The following is a 19,437-nucleotide window of genomic DNA, read 5'->3' as shown; positions in this document are numbered from 1 at the left end:
CAGCCTCTGGAAACGGGGCCACAGGGTAAACTCCGGCATTCCCCCACGCGAGCGGTCACGCCACGATGCTGCAGCCCGTCCTGCTGTCCGGAGGTTCCGGAACCCGCCTGTGGCCGCTGTCGCGCGAGGCCTATCCCAAGCAGTTCCTGCCGCTGGTCGGCGCGCACACGATGGTCCAGGACACCTGGCTGCGGGTGGCCGCGCTGGCGGATGCCGCGCCGATCGTCGTCGCCAACGAGGAGCACCGGTTCCTGGCCGCCGAGCAACTGCGCCAGATCGGCGCGCCGACGCCTGCGATCGTGCTCGAGCCGGTGGGACGCAACACCGCGCCGGCGATTGCCGCGGCGGCGCTGCAGGCGATGCAGGGTGGCGCCGACCCGCTGCTGCTGGTGCTGCCTTCCGACCATGTGGTGCGCGACGTCGCCGGCTTCCATGCCGCGGTGCGCGAGGCGGTGCCGGCCGCGGAGGCGGGGGCGCTGGTGACCTTCGGCATCGTGCCCGACGCGCCGGAAACAGGGTTCGGCTACATCCAGGCCGGCGACGGCAGCGGCGTGCGGCCGGTGCTGTGCTTCGTCGAGAAGCCCGACGCGGCCACCGCGCAGCGCTATCTCGATGCCGGCGACTACTACTGGAACAGCGGCATGTTCCTGTTCCGCGCCTCGCGCTACCTGGAGGAGCTGGACCGGTTCCGGCCCGACATCGTCGCGGCGGTGCGCAGCGCCTTCGACGCCGCGGTCGTCGACGGCGATTTCGTGCGCCTGGACCAGGCCGCGTTCGCCGCCAGTCCGTCGGATTCGATCGACTACGCGGTGATGGAGAAGACCGACAGCGCACGGGTGCTGCCGGTGGACATCGGCTGGAACGACGTCGGCTCGTGGTCGGCGCTGTGGGACGTCAGTCCGCAGGACGGCGACGGCAACGCCCACCATGGCGACGTGATCGCGATCGATTCGCGCAACAGTTATGCCTATGCGCGGCGACTGGTGGCGCTGGTCGGCGTCGACGACCTGGTGGTGGTGGAGACCGACGACGCGGTGCTGGTGGCGCGCAAGGACCGCGTGCAGCAGGTCAAGGAGGTCGTGGCCCGGCTCAAGGCCGACCAGCGCAGCCATGCGGTGCTGCATCGGGAAGTGCACCGGCCGTGGGGCAGCTACGACTCGATCGACGCCGACGCCGGCTTCCAGGTCAAGCGCATCAAGGTCAAGCCGGGCGGACGGCTGTCGCTGCAGTCGCACCGGCATCGCGCCGAGCACTGGATCGTGGTGCGCGGCACCGCGCGTGTGACCCGCGACAACGATGTCTTCGAACTGCACGCCAACCAGTCGACCTACATCCCGCTCGGCGCGCGGCACCGGCTGGAGAATCCGGGCAGCGAAACGCTGGAGCTGATCGAAGTGCAGTCGGGCGCCTATCTCGGCGAGGACGACATCGTCCGCTACGAGGACGTCTACGGACGCAGCTGAGGCGCAGCTTCGCGAATGCTGTCGAACAGCCCGCCATCGGCGAAATGCACCGCGTCGGCCTTGCGCCAGCCGCCGAATGCGCTGTCGACGGTGACCAGCGGCAGGCTGCGGAAACGTGCCAGCTGCGACGGCGGCACCGCGTCCGGCACCGCGGGGCGGTAATGGTGCTGCGCGGCCAGGCGCTGGCCGGTCGGCGAATACAGCCAGCGCAGGTAGGCCTCGGCGACCTGCCGGTTGCCGTGGGCGTCGGCATGGCGGTCGACCACGGCGACCGGCGTCTCCGCGCGGATGCTCAGGCTCGGATAGACGATCTCGAAATGGCGGTTGGTGGCCGGGTCGGTCAGCGTGCGCAGCGCTTCGTTCTCCCAGGCGACCAGCACGTCGCCGCCGGCCTGGCCGACGAAGGCATCGGTCGCGCCGCGCGCGCCGGCTGGCAGGTCCGCGGCGTTGGCGTAGAGGCGGCGCATGTAGCCCAGTACCTGGCCGCCATCGCGATAGGCTCGCGAGGCCCAGGCCCAGGCCGCGAGATAGTTCCAGCGCCCGCCGCCGGAGGTCTTCGGGTCGGGGGTGACCACGCGCAGGCCCGGGCGCGCGAGATCGCCCCAGTCGCGGATGTCCCGCGGATTGCCCTTGCGCACCAGGAACACCACCGTCGAGCTGTAGGGCGCGCTGTTGTGCGGCAGGCGCTGTTGCCAGTCGGCCGGCAGCAGCCCCGCCGCGGCCAGCAGGTCGATGTCGCTCGACAGCGCCAGCGTCACCACGTCCGCGTCCAGCCCGTCGGCGACCGCTTCGGCCTGCCGCAGCGAGCCGCCATGCGACTGCTCGACCTCGACGTTGTCGCCGGTGCGCTGGCGCCAGTGGTTGGCGAAGGCGGCGTTGTAATCGGCATAGAACTCGCGCGTGGGGTCGTACGACGCGTTGCGCAGGACGATGTCGCGCCCGTCGGCGTGCGCGCAGCAGGCGGCCAGGCAGAGCAGCAGCAAGGTCGGGAAACGGAGCATCGCGACGCCGTGGACCAGGGGGAGGGTCGATGCTGTGCCCTTGCGACGCCGCATGCAACGTGCCCGGATGCAACATTCCGGCCCGGGGACGTGCGCAAACTGCGCGCGTGCGGACTGGACGCCGGCGTCCGCGACCGCTAGTCTTTTCATCCTTTCATCGGGATTCAGAGATGGATGCTCTGGGCGACTGGCGGATCCGATCATGACCCTGACCCAATTGCGCTACCTCGTCGCGATCGCCGACGCCGGCCTCAACATCACGCTGGCCGCCGAACGCGTGCATGCGACCCAGCCGGGACTGTCCAAGCATCTCAAGCAGCTCGAGGACGAACTCGGTTTCCAGCTGTTCCTGCGCCGGGGCCGCAGTCTCGACGCGATCGCGCCCGCCGGCGAGCGGGTGATCGCGCATGCGCGCGTGATCCTCGGCGAGGCCGCCAACATCCGCAGCTATGCCGCCAATGCACGCGGCGAGCATGCGGGACGGATGCTGCTGGCGACCACGCATACCCAGGCGCGTTACGTGCTGCCGCCGGTGATCGCCGGGATCCGGCGCAGGTTTCCGCTGGTGCATGTCGACCTGCAGGCGGCCGGCGACGCCGAAGTCCTGCAGAACCTGGCCCAGGGCGACGCCGACCTCGCCCTGATCAGCACCGCCGGGCGCGAGCCCGAAGGCGGGCTCGCGATTCCGCTGTACCGGTGGCGGCGCGTACTGCTGGTGCGCCGCGGACATCCGTTGACCGCGCTGGACCGTGCGCCGACGCTGGCCGAACTGGCGACGCATCCACTGATCAGCTACGAGTCCTCGACCCGCGCCGATTCCTCGCTGCGCTGCGCGTTCGCGGCCGCGGGCGCGGAACCGCTGCTGGCGATGACCGCGCGCGACGCCAACCTGATCAAGACCTACGTGCGCGCTGGCCTGGGTGCCGGCCTGCTGGCCGAAATGGCGGTCGGCGACCACGAGGAGGGCGACCTGTGCGTGCTGCCGGCTCCCGATGCGCTGCCCGAATGCATCACCTGGGCCGTCGTGCCGCGCGGGCGGGTGTTGCGCGACTATGCCGCGGCGCTGCTGCATGCGCTCGCCCCGCAGATCGATCCACGCGACCTGCGCCAGGCGCTCGAAGGCAATGCGGATCCGCAATGGCCGGACGTGCCCGCCTGGGGCGTCCGTCCGCGCCAGGTGGCGGCCTGAACGCACCCGCCCGCATCGCGCGGCCGACTGCATGCGATCGCGGCTCCTGGCCGTGATCCGGTGCGGCCCCGGATGCGGGCAGCGGACTGGACCGATCAGCGTCCGCGGAACAGGGTGACGACGCCGAGGATCAGCATCGCGCCGAGGGTCGCGCCGAGAAAACCCGCCGGTTGCCCGGCGGCGTACCAGCCCATCTGCTGCCCCAGCCAGCTGGCGACGATCGCGCCGCCGATGCCGAGCAGGGTGGTCAGGATCAGCCCCATGCGTCGCCGTCCCGGCATCACCAGACGCGCGAGCATGCCGACCAGCAGGCCGATCAGGATGATCCACAGCCAGCTGCTGTTGCCGAGAAATTGTTCCATGCCGCCTGCGCTCCTTCGTGTCGTGGTGTCCGCCGGGTGGAACCGGCACGACGGTGTCGTGCCGGCCGCGTCCCCGGTCAGCAGCAGCCGTGGCCGCCGTGCCGGGTGCCGCTGTCGGCCGCGACCGCCGAACCGGTGGTCTCGCCGCGCTGGCCGGCCTGGTGGTGGGCCAGGATCACCCGCGCGACCGACGCGGTCACGCGCTTGCCCATGTCGATGTGCAGGAACTCGTTGGGGCCGTGCGCGTTCGAGTGCGGGCCGAGCACGCCGGTGATCATGAACTGCGCGCCGGGGAACTTCTCGCCCAGCATGCCCATGAACGGGATCGAGCCGCCTTCGCCCATGTACATCGCCGGCTTGCCGAAGAACGCCTGGCTGGCGTCGTCGATCGCCTCGGCGAGCCACGGCGCCATCGCCGGTGCGTTCCAGCCGGTCGCGGCCTTCTCCAGCACCAGCGTGACCTCGGCGCCGTTCGGCGGGTCGGCCAGCAACGCCTGCTGCAGCAGGTCGCCGGCATGCCTGCCGTCGACGGTCGGCGGCAGGCGCAGCGACAGCTTGACCGCCGTATGCGGGCGCAGCACGTTGCCGGCCGACTGCAGCGAGGGGATGCCGTCGACGCCGGTCACCGACAGCGCCGGCCGCCAGGTGCGGTTGAGCACCAGCTCGGCCACGTCGTGGGACACCTGGCCCTGCGCATCCTTCGGAAACATCGGCTGCAGGCCCGGCACCAGCGGGAACTTGTCGTAGATCGCGGTATCCAGCACCTCGGCGGCGCGCCGGGCCTGTTGCAGGCGCTCGTCCGGGATTTCGGCATGCAGGCCGTCGACCAGGATGCGGCCGGTGTCCTCGTCCTCGATCCGCGACAGCAGCTGGCGCAGCAGGCGGAAGCTCGACGGCACCACGCCCGAGGCATCGCCCGAGTGCACGCCTTCCTCCAGCACCTTGACCGTCAGGTTGCCGCCGGCCAGGCCGCGCAGCGAGGTCGTGCACCACAGCTGCTCGTAGTTGCCGCAGCCCGAATCCAGGCACACCACCAGAGACGGCTTGCCGATGCGGTCAGCCAGATGGTCGACGTAGGCGGGCAGGTCGTAGCTGCCGGACTCTTCGCAGGCCTCGATCAGCACCACGCAGCGCGCATGCGGCAGCTGCTGCTCGTGCAGCGCGAGGATCGCGGTCAGCGAGCCGTAGATCGCGTAACCATCGTCGGCGCCGCCGCGGCCGTAGAGCCTGCCGTCGCGCAGCACCGGTTTCCACGGGCCCAGGTCGTCGTCCCAGCCGGTCATCTCCGGCTGCTTGTCGAGATGGCCGTAGAGCAGCACGCAGTCGTCGTCGCTGCCGCCGTGTGCGGCGGGAATCTCGATGAAGATCAGCGGCGTGCGACCGTCGAGCTGGACGACCTCGAGCTGCATGCCCGGGATCTCCTGCGCGCCGGCCCAGTCGACCATCAGCCGGACCGCCTGATCCATGTAGCCGTTAGCCACCCAGTCCGCGTCGAACATCGGCGACTTGTTGGGAATCTTTATGTATTCAACGAGTTGCGGGACGATTTCGGCGTCCCACTTGCTGCCGACGTAACGGTCGGTCCGGCTGGTGTCCATGGCGGTTCTCCGCAACATCGGGTAGCCCAACATTCTAGCGCGATGCAGGTGTAGGACTTTTCCTACACGACAGCGGGGAGTTGGCTGGCTTCGCATCGGCGCAGCGGCGGATACGCTGGCGTCGTGGGTCTGGGGAGACTGTCCACACCGGCAGGACGGACGACCGCCCGGCCGGAAAGGAAGCCAAACCACATCCAGAAGGAGTTCCGCCATGACGTCGTTCAAGTCCATCTTCGCTTCGCTGGTCCTGTCGCTGCTGCTCGCCGGCTCGGCGTTCGCGTCCGACAAGGTCAACATCAACACCGCGGATGCCGAAACCCTGGCTCGCGTGCTGCACAACGTGGGCCAGGCCAAGGCGGAGGCGATCGTTGCCTACCGCGACGAGAACGGCCCGTTCCGCAGCGCCGAGCAGCTGGCGATGGTCAAGGGCATCGGTCTGCGGACGGTCGAGAACAACCGCGAGCGCATCGAACTGGATGTCGCCGCCTCGCGCCCGCGCGTCGCCGAGCAGCGCCGTCCGGCCGCCGGCACGGTCGCCACGCGGGCCGCGCAGCAGCAGTAACCGCCTGATCGCTGGCGGTGGCGCAGGGAGCGCCGCCGGCAGACGAGGAGCACGGACCGCTCCATGGGATCCGGCAGGATGCCGCTACACGGACGTAAACCGTCGCCCGCCCCGCACTGGATGCGTGGCGGGCGACTTCTTGTGCGGCACGCCGGCGCCGACGGCGGCCGTGCGTCCGCGCGCGCGGCGCGGACTTTCCGGCAGTCGACGACAGACCCTAGACTGCGGGCATGACGGCCACGCGACCAGCACTGCGGATCATTGCCGGCAACGAGTACCGCCGCGAGCGCTGGCGCAACGGCGCTGGCTGGACCCGCGCGATCCATGCCCAGCCCGATTCCCGATCCCGAGTCGGCACCGCCCTGCGCCCCGGCCCGGACGCAGGACAGCCTGCCGACTGGATCTGGCGGCTGTCGATCGCCGAGATCGAATTCGACGGGGCGTACTCCCGTTTCGACGGCGTCGAGCGCGAGCAGGTGTTGCTGTCGGGCAATGGCCTGCAACTGCACTTCGACGATGGCGCGACCCGCGACCTGCTGCCGCCGCACCAGGCGCTGCGGTTCGCTGGCGAGCGCGCGGTGTCGGCCGGCCTCGTCGACGGCCGGGTCGAGGTGTTCAACCTGATGTGGCGCCGCGATGCGGTGGACGTCCGGCTCTGGCGTCGGCCGCTGGTCGGGGCGATGGTGCTCTTCGTCGACCCCGGCACCACGTGGGCGGTCCATCTGCTGGGCGGGCATGCGCGCGTCGACGGCGTGGCGAGCGCGTCGCTGGCCGGCGGCGATACCGCGCTGCTGGAGGCGCCCGGCCGGCGCACCCGGCACGTCCTCGATGGCGGCGGAGAAGTGCTGCTCGCGCGGATCGGCGATCTCGACCGTCCGGTCTGACACCATCGCGCCGCAGCCACAGGCCTCCGGCGGCAGTCGCAGCAGGTCGGCGAACCGTTCTCAGCTTCCCGTTCTCAGCTTCTCATTCGGCGGCCGTGTCGCCGTCCGCGACGATCGCAGCCGCCACCGCCCGGCCCGTATCGGTCAGCAGCGCCAGGGTGCGCGGACCGTCCTCGACGGTGCGGATCCAGCCGGTGCCGGCGACGCCGCCGATGCTGTCGTCGCCGAGGTACGCCAGCGTGCGCAGCAGCACGCTCATGCGCACGCCCAGGCGCTTGCACAGCCGTGGCAGCGACACGCCGTTCGAAGGCGCGCCGCCCGGATGCGCCGCAAGCTCGAGCAGCAGCGCGCGGGCCAGGGCCTCGTCAGCGGACAACGGCGGCGGGGATGTCGCGCTGGCGCGGCAGCTGCGCGCCGAGGTCGGCCTCGTGCGGGGTCACGATCACCGGCACCGACTTGGAGGTCGGGGTGCGCGATTCGTCGGCGAAGCTCGACAGCGGCACCAGCGGGTTGGTCTCCGGGTAGTACGCCGCCAGGCAGCCGGTGGGGATGTTGTACTCGACCAGCAGGAAGCGTTTCGCCTGGCGGCGCACGCCGTCGTCGCAGAGGCTTTCCAGGTCGACCCAGTCGCCGGCGCGCATGCCCAGCGCCTTGATGTCCTCGGCGTTGATGAACAGCACGCGGCGCTCGCCGAACACGCCGCGGTAGCGATCGTCGAGGCCGTAGATCGTGGTGTTGTACTGGTCGTGCGAGCGCGTGGTCGCCAGGTTGAAGACCGGCTGCGTGCCGCGCGTGCGGCGCGCGCGGTGGATCGGGTTGTCGGTCGGGACCGGGCAGGCGAAGAACACCGCCTTGCCGGCCGGGTTGACCCACTTGCGGTCGCGCGCGGTGTTGGACAGGCGGAAGCCGCCGGGCACGCGCACCCGGTTGTTGAAATCGTGGAAGTCGTCGAAGGTCCTGGCGATCAGGTCGCGGATGCGGTCGTAGTCCTCGACCAGCCACAGCCACGGCAGCTTGCTGCGCTCGCCCAGCGTGGCGTGCGCCAGCCGCGCGACGATCGCCGGTTCCGACAGCAGCGTGTCCGAGGCCGGCGGATTGATGCCCGACGACAGATGCACCATGCTCATCGAGTCCTCGACGGTGACGCCCTGCGGGCCGGCCGCCTGGATATCGATCTCGGTGCGGCCCAGGCATGGCAGGATCAGCGCGTCGCGGCCGTGGATCAGGTGGCTGCGGTTGAGCTTGGTGGTGACGTGCACGGTCAGCTCGCAGCTGCGCAGGCCGCGCGCGGTGGCTTCGGTGTCGGGCGTGGCGATGGCGAAGTTGCCGCCCATGCCGAAGAACACCTTCGCCTTGCCTTCGATCATCGCCTCGATCGCGCCGACGGTGTCGTAGCCTTCCTGGCGCGGCGGCTCGAAGCCGAACACGTCGCGGATGCGGTCGAGGAAGGCGACCGGCGGCTTCTCGTAGATCATCATCGTGCGGTCGCCCTGCACGTTGCTGTGGCCGCGCACCGGGCACGCGCCGGCGCCGGGCCGGCCGAGGTTGCCGCGCAGCAGCAGCAGGTTGACGATCATGTTGATCGTCGCCACCGAGTGCTTGTGCTGGGTGACGCCCATGCCCCAGCAGGTGATGACGCGTTCGGCCTGCAGGTAGATCTCGCCGGCATGGCGGATCTGCGCCTCGTCGAGGCCGGACTCGGCGATGATCGTGTCCCAGCTCTCCGCCTCCACGTCGGTCAGGAAGTCCTGGAAGCCGGTGGTGTGCTCGGCGATGAAGTCGCGGTCCAGCAGCGAGGTGCCGCCATTGCCGGTGACCTCGACGTCGCGTTCGAGCACGTGCTTGATCATGCCCTTGACCGCCGCGAGGTCGCCGCCGATCTTGAGCTGGAAATAGTCGGACGAGATCCGGGTGGAGCCGTAGGTCGCCATCTCCAGCTTGTCCTGCGGATCGGCGAAGCGCTCCAGCCCGCGCTCGCGCAGCGGGTTGAACGAGACGATCCGGCAGCCGCGCTTGGCCGCCTCGCGCAGTTCGCCGAGCATGCGCGGATGGTTGGTGCCCGGGTTCTGGCCGAAGATGAAGATCGCATCGGCCTGCTCGAAGTCGTGCAGCGACACCGTGCCCTTGCCGACGCCGATCTGCTTCTTCAGCGCGGTGCCGGACGATTCGTGGCACATGTTCGAGCAGTCGGGGAAATTGTTGGTGCCGTACTCGCGCACGAACAGCTGGTACAGGAACGCGGCCTCGTTGGAGGTGCGGCCCGAGGTGTAGAAGATCGCCTCGTCGGGCGAGGGCAGGGCATTGAGGTGCGAGGCGATCAGCGCGAACGCCTCGTCCCAGGTGGTCGGCACGTAGTGGCCGCTGGCCGCGTCGTAGCGCATCGGCGTGGTCAGGCGGCCCTGGCCCTCGAGCCAGTGGTCGCTGTACTCCAGCAGCTGCGCGACGCTGTACTGCGCGAACAGCTCCGGGCCGGCGCGGTACTTGGTGGCCTCGGCCGCGACGGCCTTGGCGCCGTTCTCGCAGAACTCGAAGGTCGAGGTGTGGTCGCGATCGGGCCAGGCGCAGCCTGGGCAATCGAAACCGTCGGGCTGGTTGGCACGCAGCAGGGTCTTGGCGCCCTTGATCTCGATGTCCTGCTCGATCAGGTGCCGGGCGACGCTCTTCAGCGCGCCCCAGCCGCCGGCCGGGCCGTCGTACTTGCGGACGGGGTTCTTGCTCATGTCGTGGCACTCCTGCCTGGACGCGCGGCTGCGGGCGGTGCCGGCCCGGACAGCAAGCGCTGCGCGTGGGTGTAGACGGCATGCCCGTCGTCGCGGGCAAAGCCGATCAGGGTGAGGTTGGCGCGCTCGGCCAGCGAGATCGCCAGCGCGGTCGGCGCGGAGATCGCCGCCATCAGCGCGATGCCGGCGCTGGCGGCCTTCATCGCCATCTCGTAGCTGGCGCGGCTGGTGACGACGAGGAATCCGCCGCCGGCATCGATGCCGGCGGCATGCATCGCGCCGATCAACTTGTCGAGCGCGTTGTGGCGGCCGACATCCTCGCGGACCAGCCGCAGGCTGCCGTCCAGCGATGCCCAGCCGGCGGCGTGGGTGGCGCCGGTGCGGGCGTTGATCGCCTGCGCCTCGCGCAGCGCCTGCAGCGCGCGACGCAGTGCGGCGACATCGACCCGCACGTCGGTGGCCACCGGCGGCGGGTAGCGCAGTGCCGCTTCCAGCAGTTCGCTGCCGCAGACGCCGCAACCGCTGCGGCCGCTCATGCTGCGCCGGCGCTGCGCCAGCGCGTCGGCGCGGGCCTCGGGAATCCGCAGGCGGATCTCGATGCCCTCGATCAGGTGTTCGATGCGCTCGACGACGACATCGGCCAGCGATTCGACGATGCCTTCGCTCAGCGCGAAGCCGGTGGCGAAATCCGTGAGGTCGGACGGGGTCGCCATCATCACCGCGAACGGCGCGTCGTTGTAGACGAACGCGACCGGAACCTCCTCGGCGATGTGGTCGTCGATCCGGCGCACGCCGTCGCCGCGCCAGCGCTCGACCGTGCGCAGCACGCTGCCCGCGGCGGCCTGCGCGGGCGCGGAAGCATGAACGGGGGTGGCCGGTTCGGTCGTCATGGCGCGATCATGCCGCGGCCGCCGTGATGACGGCGGCCGCGACAGGCAGGCTCAGGTGAACAGCACCAGCGCCTTCTGCAGCGTGACCCACATGCCCCAGGCCAGCGGGATGCCGACCGCGGCCCAGGCGAAGGCCACCAGCAGCGGGTTGCCGCCGTTGCCGATGCGGTCCATCTCCTCCTGCGGGATCAGCGAAGCGCCGCTCTCGTCGACCTTCTCGTGCGCCAGCTGCTTCTCGCGCGCCAGTTCCGCGTCGGTCATGAAGTGCTTCGGGTTGACCGGGCGCACCAGCAGGTTGCAGATCAGGCCCAGCACCAGCATGCCGGCGAGGATGTACATCGTGGTGTTGTAGACCTGCGACGGCGGCATGCCAAGGCCCAGCTGGTATTCGCGCATGTAGCCGACCACCACCGGGCCGAAGATGCCCGCGACCGCCCAGGCGGTCAGCAGGCGGCCATGGATCGCGCCGACCATCTGCGTGCCGAACAGGTCGGCCAGGTACGCCGGCACGGTGGCGAAGCCGCCGCCGTACATCGACAGGATCACGCAGAACGCGGCCACGAACAGCGCGATGGCGCCGGCGGTGCCGAGCGTCGGCGCGGCGGCGTAGAGCACGAAGCCGAGCACGAAGAAGATCGTGTAGGTCAGCTTGCGGCCCAGCTTGTCCGACAGCGAGGCCCAGAAGAAGCGGCCGCCGATGTTGAACAGGCTCAGCAGGCCGGTGAAGCCGGCGGCGATCGCGGCGATGGCCGCCAACTGCGAGGCATCCAGGTCGCGGAACCCGGCGTCGACGCCGATCAGCCTGCCGCCGAACATCTCCTGCAGCATCGGCGAGGCCATGCCGATCACGCCGATGCCGGCCGAGACGTTCAGGCACAGCACGCCCCAGACCAGCCAGAACTGCGGGATGCCCCAGACCTTCTTCACGTGCACGTGGCCGCGGGTGATCATCGCGTTGTCCTTGGCCGGCGGCGGGGTCCAGCCCTTCGGCTTCCAGCCCGTCGGCGGCACCCGGTAGCCGAACGCGCCGGCCATCATGAAGACGAAGTACACCGCGGCCATCACCAGGAAGGTTTCCTTCACGCCGACCGAGGTCGGGGTGGCGAAGTGGCGCATCAGCATGTCGGCCAGCGGGCTGCCGATCAGCGCGCCGCCGCCGAAGCCCATGATCGCCATGCCGGTCGCCATGCCGCGGCGGTCGGGGAACCACTTGATCAGCGTCGACACCGGCGAGATGTAGCCCAGGCCCAGGCCGATGCCGCCGATCACGCCCGAACCGATCCACAGCATCCAGATCTGGTGCAGGTGCACGCCCAGCGCCGAGATCAGCAGGCCGCCGCACCAGCACAGTGCCGAGACCACGCCGGCCTTGCGCGGGCCGGCGCGTTCCAGCCAGCCGCCCCAGATCGCCGCCGAACAGCCCAGCAGCACGAAGAACAGCGTGTACATCCAGCCCAGTTCGGACACGCGCCAGTCGCAGCTGGCCGAGAAGATGCGCTGGAAGAAGCCCATGTCGGCCGCGCAGGCGACCGGATGGTCGATGCCCACGGCCATCGACAGCGGCAGCCAGAACACGCTGAAGCCGTAGGCCATGCCGATGCACAGGTGGATGGCCAGCGCGGCCGGCGGCACCAGCCAGCGGTTGAAGCCTGGCTTGGCGATGATGCGTTCCTTCGACAGCAGGCCGCCTTCGGGCGCGCTGTGGGCCGGGAACGTCGTAGCGGAACTGTTTGGCATGGAATCCTCCCCCGAGGTGGATGCAGCGGACACTGGGTCAGCGATGGGCCGATGTCGTTTGTTATGTTGTAAAGAACATATTTGGCTGCGACAAAGCGTCGCAAGGGTAGGCAAGTTCTGCGGGGGAATCCAACGCCAATGGTCTAATATCCGGCTTTTGAGAACATATTGAAGCTGCGGTCCAGTGGCGCTGCGGCGCAGCAGACGAGGAGCTGGCGATGTACAAGGTGACCATCCAGCCGCGCTGGGAACTGGAGAACACCAGCGGCGACCGGGTGCCGGCGCACCTGATCGAACTGCTGCGGGCGGTACGGGTGTCCGGCTCGCTGGCGGCGGCGGCGCGTGCCGTGGGCCTGTCCTACCGCTACGCCTGGGGGCAGTTGCAGGATGCGCAGGCGGTGTTCGGGCAACCGCTGCTGCGCATGACCCGCGGCCGCGGCGCACGGCTGACCGCGATCGGCGAGCGCCTAGTCTGGGCCGACAGCCGCATCGCCGCGCGGTTGTCGCCATTGCTCGAAAGCCTGGCCACCGAGCTGGAGGCCGAGCTCGAACGCACGGTCAGTGCGCATGCCACGCCGCTGCGCGTGCATGCCTCGCACGGCTTCGGCGTCGAGACCGTGCGTCGCTGCATGGCCGAAGCCGGATTGCCGCTGGACCTCAAGTACCGCAGTCCGGACGACGCGCTGGCCGCGTTGCGCGCCGGTGCCTGCGATATCGCCGGGCTGCATCTGCCGATCGGGGAACTGGAGCCGGAGCTGTTCGCCCACTACCGCGACCGGCTGGATCTCGACGACGACCGGGTGATCCACCTGGCGATGCGCCGCCAGGGCCTGGTGCTGGCGCCGGGCAACCCGCGCCGGATCGAGACGCTGCAGGACCTCGAGCGGCCCGACATCCGCATGATCCACCGCCAGCCCGGATCGGGCACCCGGCTGCTGCTGGAGGCGATGCTGGCGCGCCATGGTATCGCGTTCGGGCGCATCCACGCCTGCGACGTCGAGGAACTGACCCACGCCGCGGTCGCGGCCTATGTCGCCAGCGGCCTGGCCGATGTCGGATTCGCACTGGAGCCGCCGGCGCGCCGCTACGGACTGGACTTCTTTCCGCTGGTCACCGAGCACTACTTCTTCCTGTGCCACAGCGACGTGCTCGATTCCGGCCGGCTGGTGGACCTGCTGGCGCTGCTGCGCAGCGACCGCTTCCGCCGCGAACTCGGTCTGCTGCCGGGTTACGACCCCAGCTATTGCGGCAACGTGCAGACGCTGGGCGAGGCGTTCGCGCCGGCGCGGAGGTGAAGGACTCGCTACGACAGTTCCGCATGAGCGCCGACACCGCCTTTGCGGGAGCGCGTCCTGCCGCCCGGGTTGTACCCGGTGACTGCAGCCACTGATGCCGTCATGCAACGGGGCGGGTCTTCGTCACGACGGCAATCGGGTTCGTTGCGGATGGCGTTTGTGTGCAGTCAGGCGCATCCGCGGTGACTTCCCGCACATGTCGGCAGGCACCGCGTGGACGAGGATCGAACGCGGGTCATCGGAGGGCAGGCCATGTACACGGGCCGCATTCTCGCCGCGATGCTTGTCATCGCGATGCCGGCCGCATCGACGGTCGCAGGAACACCCGCCGCCGCGGAGCACCCGCCGGGCCACGCGGTGGACGCACGCCTGGGGACGCTGGCCACCCCGCGCACGCAGAGCGAGGTCATGGTGCTGGGGACCATGCACCTGTCGGCGTTTCGTGATTGGCTCGAGCCGCGGCATCTGGAGGGTACGCTGGCGCTGCTGCAGCGCTTCGCGCCGACCCGCATCGCGATCGAGCGATTGTCGCCCGACGAGATCGCCCTGCTGGCCGAGCGGTCCGCGCACGATCCGGCGGCCGCACGGGTGCTCGACCAGTTCGCGCGGACGATCCTGGAGCGCGGCCAGGCGATGCAGCGGACGCTGGGCATCGACCGCATCGAGGCCGCGCGGCGCGCCGACGCGCTGCTTGCAGCTGCACCGGGAACGCTGGATGTCGGCGAACGCGTGCAACTGGTCGGCGACCTGATCGCGGCCTACGAATACGATTCCGCAGTGCTGCAGTGGTCGTATCTGTCGCCGGCCGAGCGCGATGGCGCGGAGGCGCTGCCCCCGGACATCCGCGAAGCGCTGGCGCAACGCCTGCAGGGAACGGACGAGGTCGTCAGGATGGCGACGCCGCTGGCGCGCACGTTGGGGCTGCAGCGGTTGTATCCGGTGGACAGCCAGCTCGATGCCGCGCGCACGATGGCCTTTCCGGAGGCAGTCGTGGACGAGGTGTTCGGGCGCGTATCCCAGGCCATCGAAGCCGATGGCACCATCGCCGGCATGATGGCCAGGGGCGATGCCGCGCGCGAGAGCGGCGACGACCTGCTGGCGCTGAACCTCGATCTGAATTCGTACGCGCTGCAGGCCGACGACGCCACCCAGTGGGTGCCCTGGCTGACGATGGCGCACCCGAGTGGACTGGACCGGTTCCGCTATGCGATGTGGGAGCTGCGCAATCAGCGAATGGCCGCACATGTCATGGACGTGGCCGCGTCGACCCGTCCCGAACGCGTGCTGTTCATCGTCGGGCAGGCGCACAAGTCCTATGTCGACCGCGCGCTGGCGCCCCAGCTCGGTGTTCGACTGGTGCAACCGGCGGCATTCGCGCCGGAATAATGCCGCACGCGCAAGCCGGTGGGGTCACGGGGCAGCGCGGGGGCCGGTGGCGTGCCCCGCGGTGTATGCAGGTTCCAGACCGACCCCGGTCAGCAGCACGACGCCGGCGGGCGTGCGGTCGAACACGAACGCGATCGACGCGATCGCGCTGCGGTCGAAGGTCGGGTTGGCGGCGGCGAAGTCGTCCAGCGGGAACGTGTAGGTCTGGAACGCGGGTTCCGGGCGCGGCATCGGCCGGATGCGCGACGACTTGAACAGCCCGGGGCGGTCGATGCGCGGCAGCGCGGCGTGGTGCGACAGCGGCAGCGTGGCGATGTTGCCGGCACGGTCGGTCAGGCGCACGTGCAGGTCGATGCCAGCCTCTGCGCCGGTGTCGTCCGCCACCTCGTCGGGTCCGGCATCGTCGGTGCGCGTGGGCTCGGCGCCGCTGTCGGCCAGCGAGAAGCGCAGCGCGGCCATGCCTGCGGCGATGTCGCCATCGGGCAGCACGATCTCGTAACGCGTCGCCGGATCGGCCGCAGTCCAGCCCAGCTGCGCGGCGCGTGTCTCGCGCGACCCCCGGCGCAGGTTCACCCGCGCCTCCTTCCAGTCGCTGAGGCCGTGCTGGCGGATGCGTGCGCCCTGCCAGGTGCCGGTGGTCGGGTCGACGTCCTCATCGTAGCCGGCGATCACGCGCGTGCCGGCCATTTCGAACTCGCTGGCGTAGACCGTGTCCGGCAGCCAGGCCGCGCCGCGCTGCGGTTCGCGGAACAGCGGCAGGTAGCGCGCGTCGGCGTGCAGGGTCGCCTCCAGGAAGGCGCCGAGGTACACCTGCGCGATGCGCCGCTGGTCGTCGGCCGGCAGGATCGGCGCGACGTTCAGCAGCCAGCCGAACGGCGGGAAGATGTCGTAGCGGCCCCAGTCGGTGTTGAACTGGCCATGGTTGCCGCCGCCGAAGTGCAGTGCCGCGCGGAAGCCGTCGAAGCCGTCGCTGAAGCGCACGCGTTCGTACTGCTTGGCGCCGTCGAACGAGAACATGTCGCCGTCGTGGCCGCCCTGCAGGGTGAAGTAGCTGACGTCGTGCAACCGGGTGCCGACGCCTCCCGGCCGGTACTGGCCATCGACCGGCGCGATCGCGGCGACCGCGCGGATGGCGTAGCCGTAGTCGAACGCCACCAGCGCGTCGTCGGGATAGGCCGACATGCGGTTGAACGCCGCGGCCAGCGCGACCGCCTCGCCGCCGCGCGAGTGCCCGACCAGCGCGATGTTCGAGGTGTCGACCCTGCCCGACAGGCGGTGGCCGGGCGTCGCGTTCCACGCGTGCCACTGCCGCAGGTGTTCGAGCAGCAGCCACGCCCGGGCATCGTTCTCGTCGTCCGGCTTGCCGATCCCGATGTCGGCGATGCCGCTGTTGAGGAAGTTCTGGTCGACGGAGACGAAGATGAAGCCGCGGCTGGCCAGCAGTTCGCCCAGGTAGCCATAGCCGGCGTCGGAGAAGTGCTCCATCAGATGGTTGCCGTGCACCGTAACGACCAGCGGAAACGGGCCGTCGCCGTCCGGCAGCCAGACCCGGCCCTGCAGCGGCAGGCCGGTGGTGTCGAAGCCCCAGAACGCGCTGCGCAGTTCGCCCGCGCGGCCGCTCCAGTCGACGAATTTCGAACCGTCGACGCGGGCCGTGCGCAGGGCGGCGCCGTTGGCGTATTCCGGGCGGTGCCGGTCGTCGCCCGTGCCGTAGGTGAAGGTGTCGAACGCGAACGCCCCGCGCGCGCCGGGATCGGGCGCCTCCAGCGGCGCCAGCGCATGGGCGGGAATCGCGCGCGGCGTGCCCGCATCGCCGGGCGCGACCAGCCATGCGGTGGCCCAGGCCAGCGTGCCGGCACCCAGCAGGATCGCGGCGAGGGCCACGATGCGCGTCGTACGCGGGACCGGCCGGCTGCCTCGGGCCAGGAGCGCGCCGAGCCCGCCGCCGAGCAGCGAGGCCGGCAGCAGCAGCCAGGCCGTGGCGAAACGGCCCCAGTCGTCGGTTGCGAAGAACTTGAACAGCGGCACCACCACGGCGACGGCCGCCGCGACCGCCAGCAGGTAGCGCAGCGGCAGCCGGCTGGCCAGCCATGCAGCGGCCACGACGGCGACGGCGGTCGCGGCCGCCTTGGCGAGCAGCCACAGCACGTGCAGCAGCGCCGCCCAGTGCGGCACGTCCGCCCCCAGCGTCACCGGCCAGGCATGGGCGACGACAACGATCGCGGCCGCGCAGGCGACGGCGAGCGTTGCGCCGGTCCACGCAGCGGTCGATGGCATCAGGTGCGTGGCGCGTGCGCGCAGGGTGGCGACGGCGCGCGCGAACGGCGCGCGGTGATTGGCCGCCGGCGTGGCGGTAGGGTCGGTCTGCGGCATCGCAGTGTCCTCCTCGGAACGCAGGTACCGGCCGGCGTCGTGCATGGCCGGGATGCGGCGCTACGCGCCCCGGATCGGTTTACTCGATCGCCTCGCCCAGCATCAGCTGGCGGGCGAAGCGCACCGGCGGCGCGCCCTGGGCCAGCATGTCGTCGTGGTACTGCTTGAGGTTGAACGCCTCGCCGCGCGCGGCCTCCGCGGCCTTGCGCGCGTCGAAGTGCTCCTGCGCGCCGACGAAATAGGTCGCCAGCTGGGTCGACGACAGCTGCGCGCGGATCCACTTGCCCTCGGCCTCGCTGGCCTGCTGGAAGGTCTGCCGGACCATCAGGTCCATTGCCTGCTCCTTGCTCCAGTTGTCGACGTGGATGCCCTGGTCGAGGATCGCGTTGGCCACCGCGCGCGCGTAGAACTTGAGCTGCATCAGCCGGAACAAGGGATCGTTGTCGAGGTAGCCGGCGTCGGCCATCATCCGCTCGGTGTAGACCGCCCAGCCTTCGGCAAACGGGCCGGAGCGGAACACCGCGCGCAGCGTCGAGGGATGGTTCACCGAGTGCGCGCCCTCGAGGTAGTGGCCGGGCATCGCCTCGTGGATCGTCAGCACGTGGATCATGTGCTTGTTGTATTCGCGCAGGAACGAATCGACCTGGGCGTCGTCCCAGTCCTCGGGGATCGGCGAGATCGCGTAGTAGGTGTCCAGGCCCTTGTCGAGCGGGCCGGGCGAGTCGCAGTAGGCGACGGCGACACCGCGCTGGAACTCGGGCATCAGGATGATCCTGACCGGGTCGTCGGGCACGGTGACCAGGTCGTGTTTCCGGGTGAAGGCGGTCGCGACGTCGAGCGTGTGCTCGGCGAACGGCACCACCTCGTCGCGGCCGGGCTTGTCGGCATAGGCCAGCTCCATCGCGGCCTCGATCGCGGCCTGGCGCTGGTCCTCGGTCGGCGAGGCGGGCGTCTCCGGCACGCTCTCGCGGCCCTCGAGCACGGTCTGCGCGACGACGTACATCTCGTCGCGGATGCGTGCCAGCTCGGCTTCCGCGCGCCGGTGGATGTCCTGGCGGGTCAGCGACGAATTCAGCGCGAACTTCAGCTTCTGGTCGTAGTGCTCGGCACCGATGCGGAACTCGCCCTTCGCATTCGGCACCAGGGTGCCGTCGAGCCAGGCCTGATGTTCCTCGACGGCGCCGCGCAGCGCCGCGACCGCCGCGTCCAGGCGCGCACGGTCCTCGGCGCCCAGCTGGTCGGCATTCGGGGTGATGAAGGTGTCGACGAGCGCCAGCACGCCCCTGTTCTGCGCGGCGACGGTACGGGCGTGGGTCGGCGGCACGCGTGCCGGGTCGAGGTTCTCGCGGGCCTGGGCGAAGATCGCCGGCAGCTTCTCCATGCGCGCGGTCGCCGACTTCAGGCGCTCGGGCAGCGGCGCGAACTCGCGCGCCATCAGGTTGTAGATCGCGCTCCCGGCCAGGCCGCTGTAGATCTGCGGATCCCAGGCCCAGCTCTGCGCCGTCTCGGTGTCCCAGATGCCGTACTCCAGCTGGTTGCGCAGGATCAGGGCGTCGACGTGGTTGTCGCGCGAGAGCTGCGAGGCGTCGATCGCGTCGAGCTCGGCCAGGGTGCGGCGGTTGAAGTCCAGGCCCGCCTGGCGGCCGGCCTCGGACAGGTCTTCGATCTCGCCGTCGAAACGGTGGTCGCCGATCTGCGTCGCCCACACCGGCGACAGCGCCAGCATCTGGTCGAGATAGCGCTGCGACAGCGCCGCGAACGCGGCATCGGCCTCGGACGCGGCAGTCGCGGACTGCGCGGGGTCCTGCGCGTTGGCGGAGGTGGCGGGCGCCTCGCCCTTGCAGCCGGCGAGGGCGGCGGCGAGCACGGCGGCGGCGAGCAGGGAAGGGCGCATGCGTAGGTTCCGGAGGTTGGGACAACGGGCAAGCATAGGTTCGTGTCGGCCGCCGTGCATGTGCCGATCGTGTCGATATGCCG

14 protein-coding genes and 1 pseudogene are annotated in these 19,437 nt (G+C 70.4%); 6 read left to right on the top strand and 9 right to left on the bottom strand.

Annotated elements, in window-relative coordinates; all coding sequences use genetic code 11:
- The first annotated feature begins 65 nt into the window (after positions 1-65).
- A complete protein-coding gene (locus LDO26_RS13680; RefSeq protein WP_232131652.1) occupies positions 66-1,463 on the top strand; it encodes a mannose-1-phosphate guanylyltransferase/mannose-6-phosphate isomerase in 1,398 nt (465 codons plus the stop codon).
- On the opposite strand, the gene LDO26_RS13675 is transcribed toward LDO26_RS13680, so the two are convergent.
- Positions 1,448-2,464, bottom strand: a complete 1,017-nt coding sequence (locus LDO26_RS13675) for a sulfate ABC transporter substrate-binding protein (RefSeq protein WP_232131651.1) — start codon at positions 2,462-2,464, stop codon at positions 1,448-1,450. The two genes, LDO26_RS13680 and LDO26_RS13675, sit on opposite strands and share 16 nt — an antisense overlap.
- Before the next feature lie 202 nt (positions 2,465-2,666).
- On the opposite strand from LDO26_RS13675, the gene LDO26_RS13670 reads away from it, so the two are divergent.
- Complete coding sequence (locus LDO26_RS13670) at positions 2,667-3,653, top strand: LysR family transcriptional regulator (protein ID WP_232131650.1); 987 nt, start codon at positions 2,667-2,669, stop codon at positions 3,651-3,653.
- Positions 3,654-3,748: 95 nt separating this feature from the next.
- On the opposite strand, the gene LDO26_RS13665 is transcribed toward LDO26_RS13670, so the two are convergent.
- Both LDO26_RS13665 and LDO26_RS13660 read right to left on the bottom strand, forming a co-directional pair.
- On the bottom strand, positions 3,749-4,015 hold the full coding sequence (locus tag LDO26_RS13665) for a GlsB/YeaQ/YmgE family stress response membrane protein (RefSeq protein WP_232131649.1): 267 nt from the start codon (positions 4,013-4,015) through the stop codon (positions 3,749-3,751).
- Positions 4,016-4,092: 77 nt separating this feature from the next.
- Entirely contained in the window at positions 4,093-5,613 is a 1,521-nt protein-coding gene (locus tag LDO26_RS13660) for a M20 family metallopeptidase (protein WP_232131648.1), read from the bottom strand.
- Between the two features lie 211 nt (positions 5,614-5,824).
- Between LDO26_RS13660 and LDO26_RS13655 the strand changes: the two are divergent.
- Positions 5,825-6,183, top strand: a pseudogene (locus LDO26_RS13655) (ComEA family DNA-binding protein).
- A 222-nt stretch (positions 6,184-6,405) separates the two neighbouring features.
- Positions 6,406-7,059, top strand: coding sequence for a HutD/Ves family protein (locus LDO26_RS13650; protein ID WP_232131646.1), 654 nt, complete (start codon positions 6,406-6,408; stop codon positions 7,057-7,059).
- Positions 7,060-7,141: 82 nt separating this feature from the next.
- Here LDO26_RS13650 and LDO26_RS13645 read toward each other — a convergent pair whose 3' ends face one another.
- The 4 genes from LDO26_RS13645 to LDO26_RS13630 are packed head-to-tail and all read right to left on the bottom strand — an operon-like array spanning position 7,142 to position 12,406.
- Positions 7,142-7,435 carry a hypothetical protein gene (locus LDO26_RS13645; protein WP_435594089.1) on the bottom strand — a complete coding sequence of 98 codons (294 nt, stop codon included), beginning with the start codon at positions 7,433-7,435 and terminating at the stop codon, positions 7,142-7,144.
- Positions 7,425-9,779 carry an FdhF/YdeP family oxidoreductase gene (locus LDO26_RS13640; RefSeq protein WP_232131645.1) on the bottom strand — a complete coding sequence of 785 codons (2,355 nt, stop codon included), beginning with the start codon at positions 9,777-9,779 and terminating at the stop codon, positions 7,425-7,427. The genes LDO26_RS13645 and LDO26_RS13640 overlap by 11 nt, the downstream gene beginning before the upstream one ends.
- Positions 9,776-10,669: a formate dehydrogenase accessory sulfurtransferase FdhD gene (gene fdhD / locus LDO26_RS13635; protein ID WP_232131644.1), complete on the bottom strand. Its 894-nt coding sequence runs from the start codon at positions 10,667-10,669 to the stop codon at positions 9,776-9,778. Before fdhD ends, LDO26_RS13640 begins: the two co-directional genes overlap by 4 nt.
- A gap of 51 nt (positions 10,670-10,720) precedes the next feature.
- The gene (locus LDO26_RS13630) at positions 10,721-12,406 is read right to left on the bottom strand and encodes an OFA family MFS transporter (protein ID WP_232131643.1); all 1,686 of its coding nucleotides are present in this window, start codon (positions 12,404-12,406) and stop codon (positions 10,721-10,723) included.
- Between the two features lie 218 nt (positions 12,407-12,624).
- Here LDO26_RS13630 and LDO26_RS13625 point away from each other — a divergent pair, with 218 nt between their 5' ends.
- Complete coding sequence (locus LDO26_RS13625) at positions 12,625-13,701, top strand: substrate-binding domain-containing protein (RefSeq protein WP_232131642.1); 1,077 nt, start codon at positions 12,625-12,627, stop codon at positions 13,699-13,701.
- A gap of 252 nt (positions 13,702-13,953) precedes the next feature.
- Positions 13,954-15,087 (top strand): DUF5694 domain-containing protein, encoded by a 1,134-nt coding sequence (locus tag LDO26_RS13620; protein ID WP_232131641.1) that lies wholly within the window; start codon positions 13,954-13,956, stop codon positions 15,085-15,087.
- A gap of 24 nt (positions 15,088-15,111) precedes the next feature.
- Here the strand turns inward: LDO26_RS13620 and LDO26_RS13615 are convergent, their stop codons facing one another.
- Both LDO26_RS13615 and LDO26_RS13610 read right to left on the bottom strand, forming a co-directional pair.
- Positions 15,112-17,460 carry an alpha/beta hydrolase gene (locus tag LDO26_RS13615; RefSeq protein ID WP_232131640.1) on the bottom strand — a complete coding sequence of 783 codons (2,349 nt, stop codon included), beginning with the start codon at positions 17,458-17,460 and terminating at the stop codon, positions 15,112-15,114.
- A 79-nt stretch (positions 17,461-17,539) separates the two neighbouring features.
- Positions 17,540-19,354, bottom strand: coding sequence for a DUF885 domain-containing protein (locus LDO26_RS13610; RefSeq protein ID WP_232131639.1), 1,815 nt, complete (start codon positions 19,352-19,354; stop codon positions 17,540-17,542).
- Positions 19,355-19,437 lie beyond the last annotated feature (83 nt).

Origin of the sequence: Proluteimonas luteida, from assembly GCF_021191695.1 — a bacterium.
In the GTDB taxonomy this organism is placed as follows: domain Bacteria; phylum Pseudomonadota; class Gammaproteobacteria; order Xanthomonadales; family Xanthomonadaceae; genus Luteimonas; species Luteimonas luteida.
The sequence above is the reverse complement of the archived record's forward strand: the minus strand, read 5'-3'. Positions and strand labels throughout refer to the sequence as shown.

Excerpts from the sequence above, each read along its gene's own strand:
- LDO26_RS13670 (WP_232131650.1), top strand. The coding sequence starts at position 2,667 with ATGACCCTGACCCAATTGCGCTACCTCGTCGCGATCGCCGACGCCGGC.
- LDO26_RS13640 (WP_232131645.1), bottom strand. The coding sequence starts at position 9,779 with ATGAGCAAGAACCCCGTCCGCAAGTACGACGGCCCGGCCGGCGGCTGG.
- fdhD (WP_232131644.1), bottom strand. The coding sequence starts at position 10,669 with ATGACGACCGAACCGGCCACCCCCGTTCATGCTTCCGCGCCCGCGCAG.
- LDO26_RS13650 (WP_232131646.1), top strand. The coding sequence starts at position 6,406 with ATGACGGCCACGCGACCAGCACTGCGGATCATTGCCGGCAACGAGTAC.
- LDO26_RS13660 (WP_232131648.1), bottom strand. The coding sequence starts at position 5,613 with ATGGACACCAGCCGGACCGACCGTTACGTCGGCAGCAAGTGGGACGCC.
- LDO26_RS13665 (WP_232131649.1), bottom strand. The coding sequence starts at position 4,015 with ATGGAACAATTTCTCGGCAACAGCAGCTGGCTGTGGATCATCCTGATC.
- LDO26_RS13630 (WP_232131643.1), bottom strand. The coding sequence starts at position 12,406 with ATGCCAAACAGTTCCGCTACGACGTTCCCGGCCCACAGCGCGCCCGAA.
- LDO26_RS13680 (WP_232131652.1), top strand. The coding sequence starts at position 66 with ATGCTGCAGCCCGTCCTGCTGTCCGGAGGTTCCGGAACCCGCCTGTGG.
- LDO26_RS13625 (WP_232131642.1), top strand. The coding sequence starts at position 12,625 with ATGTACAAGGTGACCATCCAGCCGCGCTGGGAACTGGAGAACACCAGC.
- LDO26_RS13610 (WP_232131639.1), bottom strand. The coding sequence starts at position 19,354 with ATGCGCCCTTCCCTGCTCGCCGCCGCCGTGCTCGCCGCCGCCCTCGCC.
- LDO26_RS13675 (WP_232131651.1), bottom strand. The coding sequence starts at position 2,464 with ATGCTCCGTTTCCCGACCTTGCTGCTGCTCTGCCTGGCCGCCTGCTGC.
- LDO26_RS13615 (WP_232131640.1), bottom strand. The coding sequence starts at position 17,460 with ATGCCGCAGACCGACCCTACCGCCACGCCGGCGGCCAATCACCGCGCG.
- LDO26_RS13620 (WP_232131641.1), top strand. The coding sequence starts at position 13,954 with ATGTACACGGGCCGCATTCTCGCCGCGATGCTTGTCATCGCGATGCCG.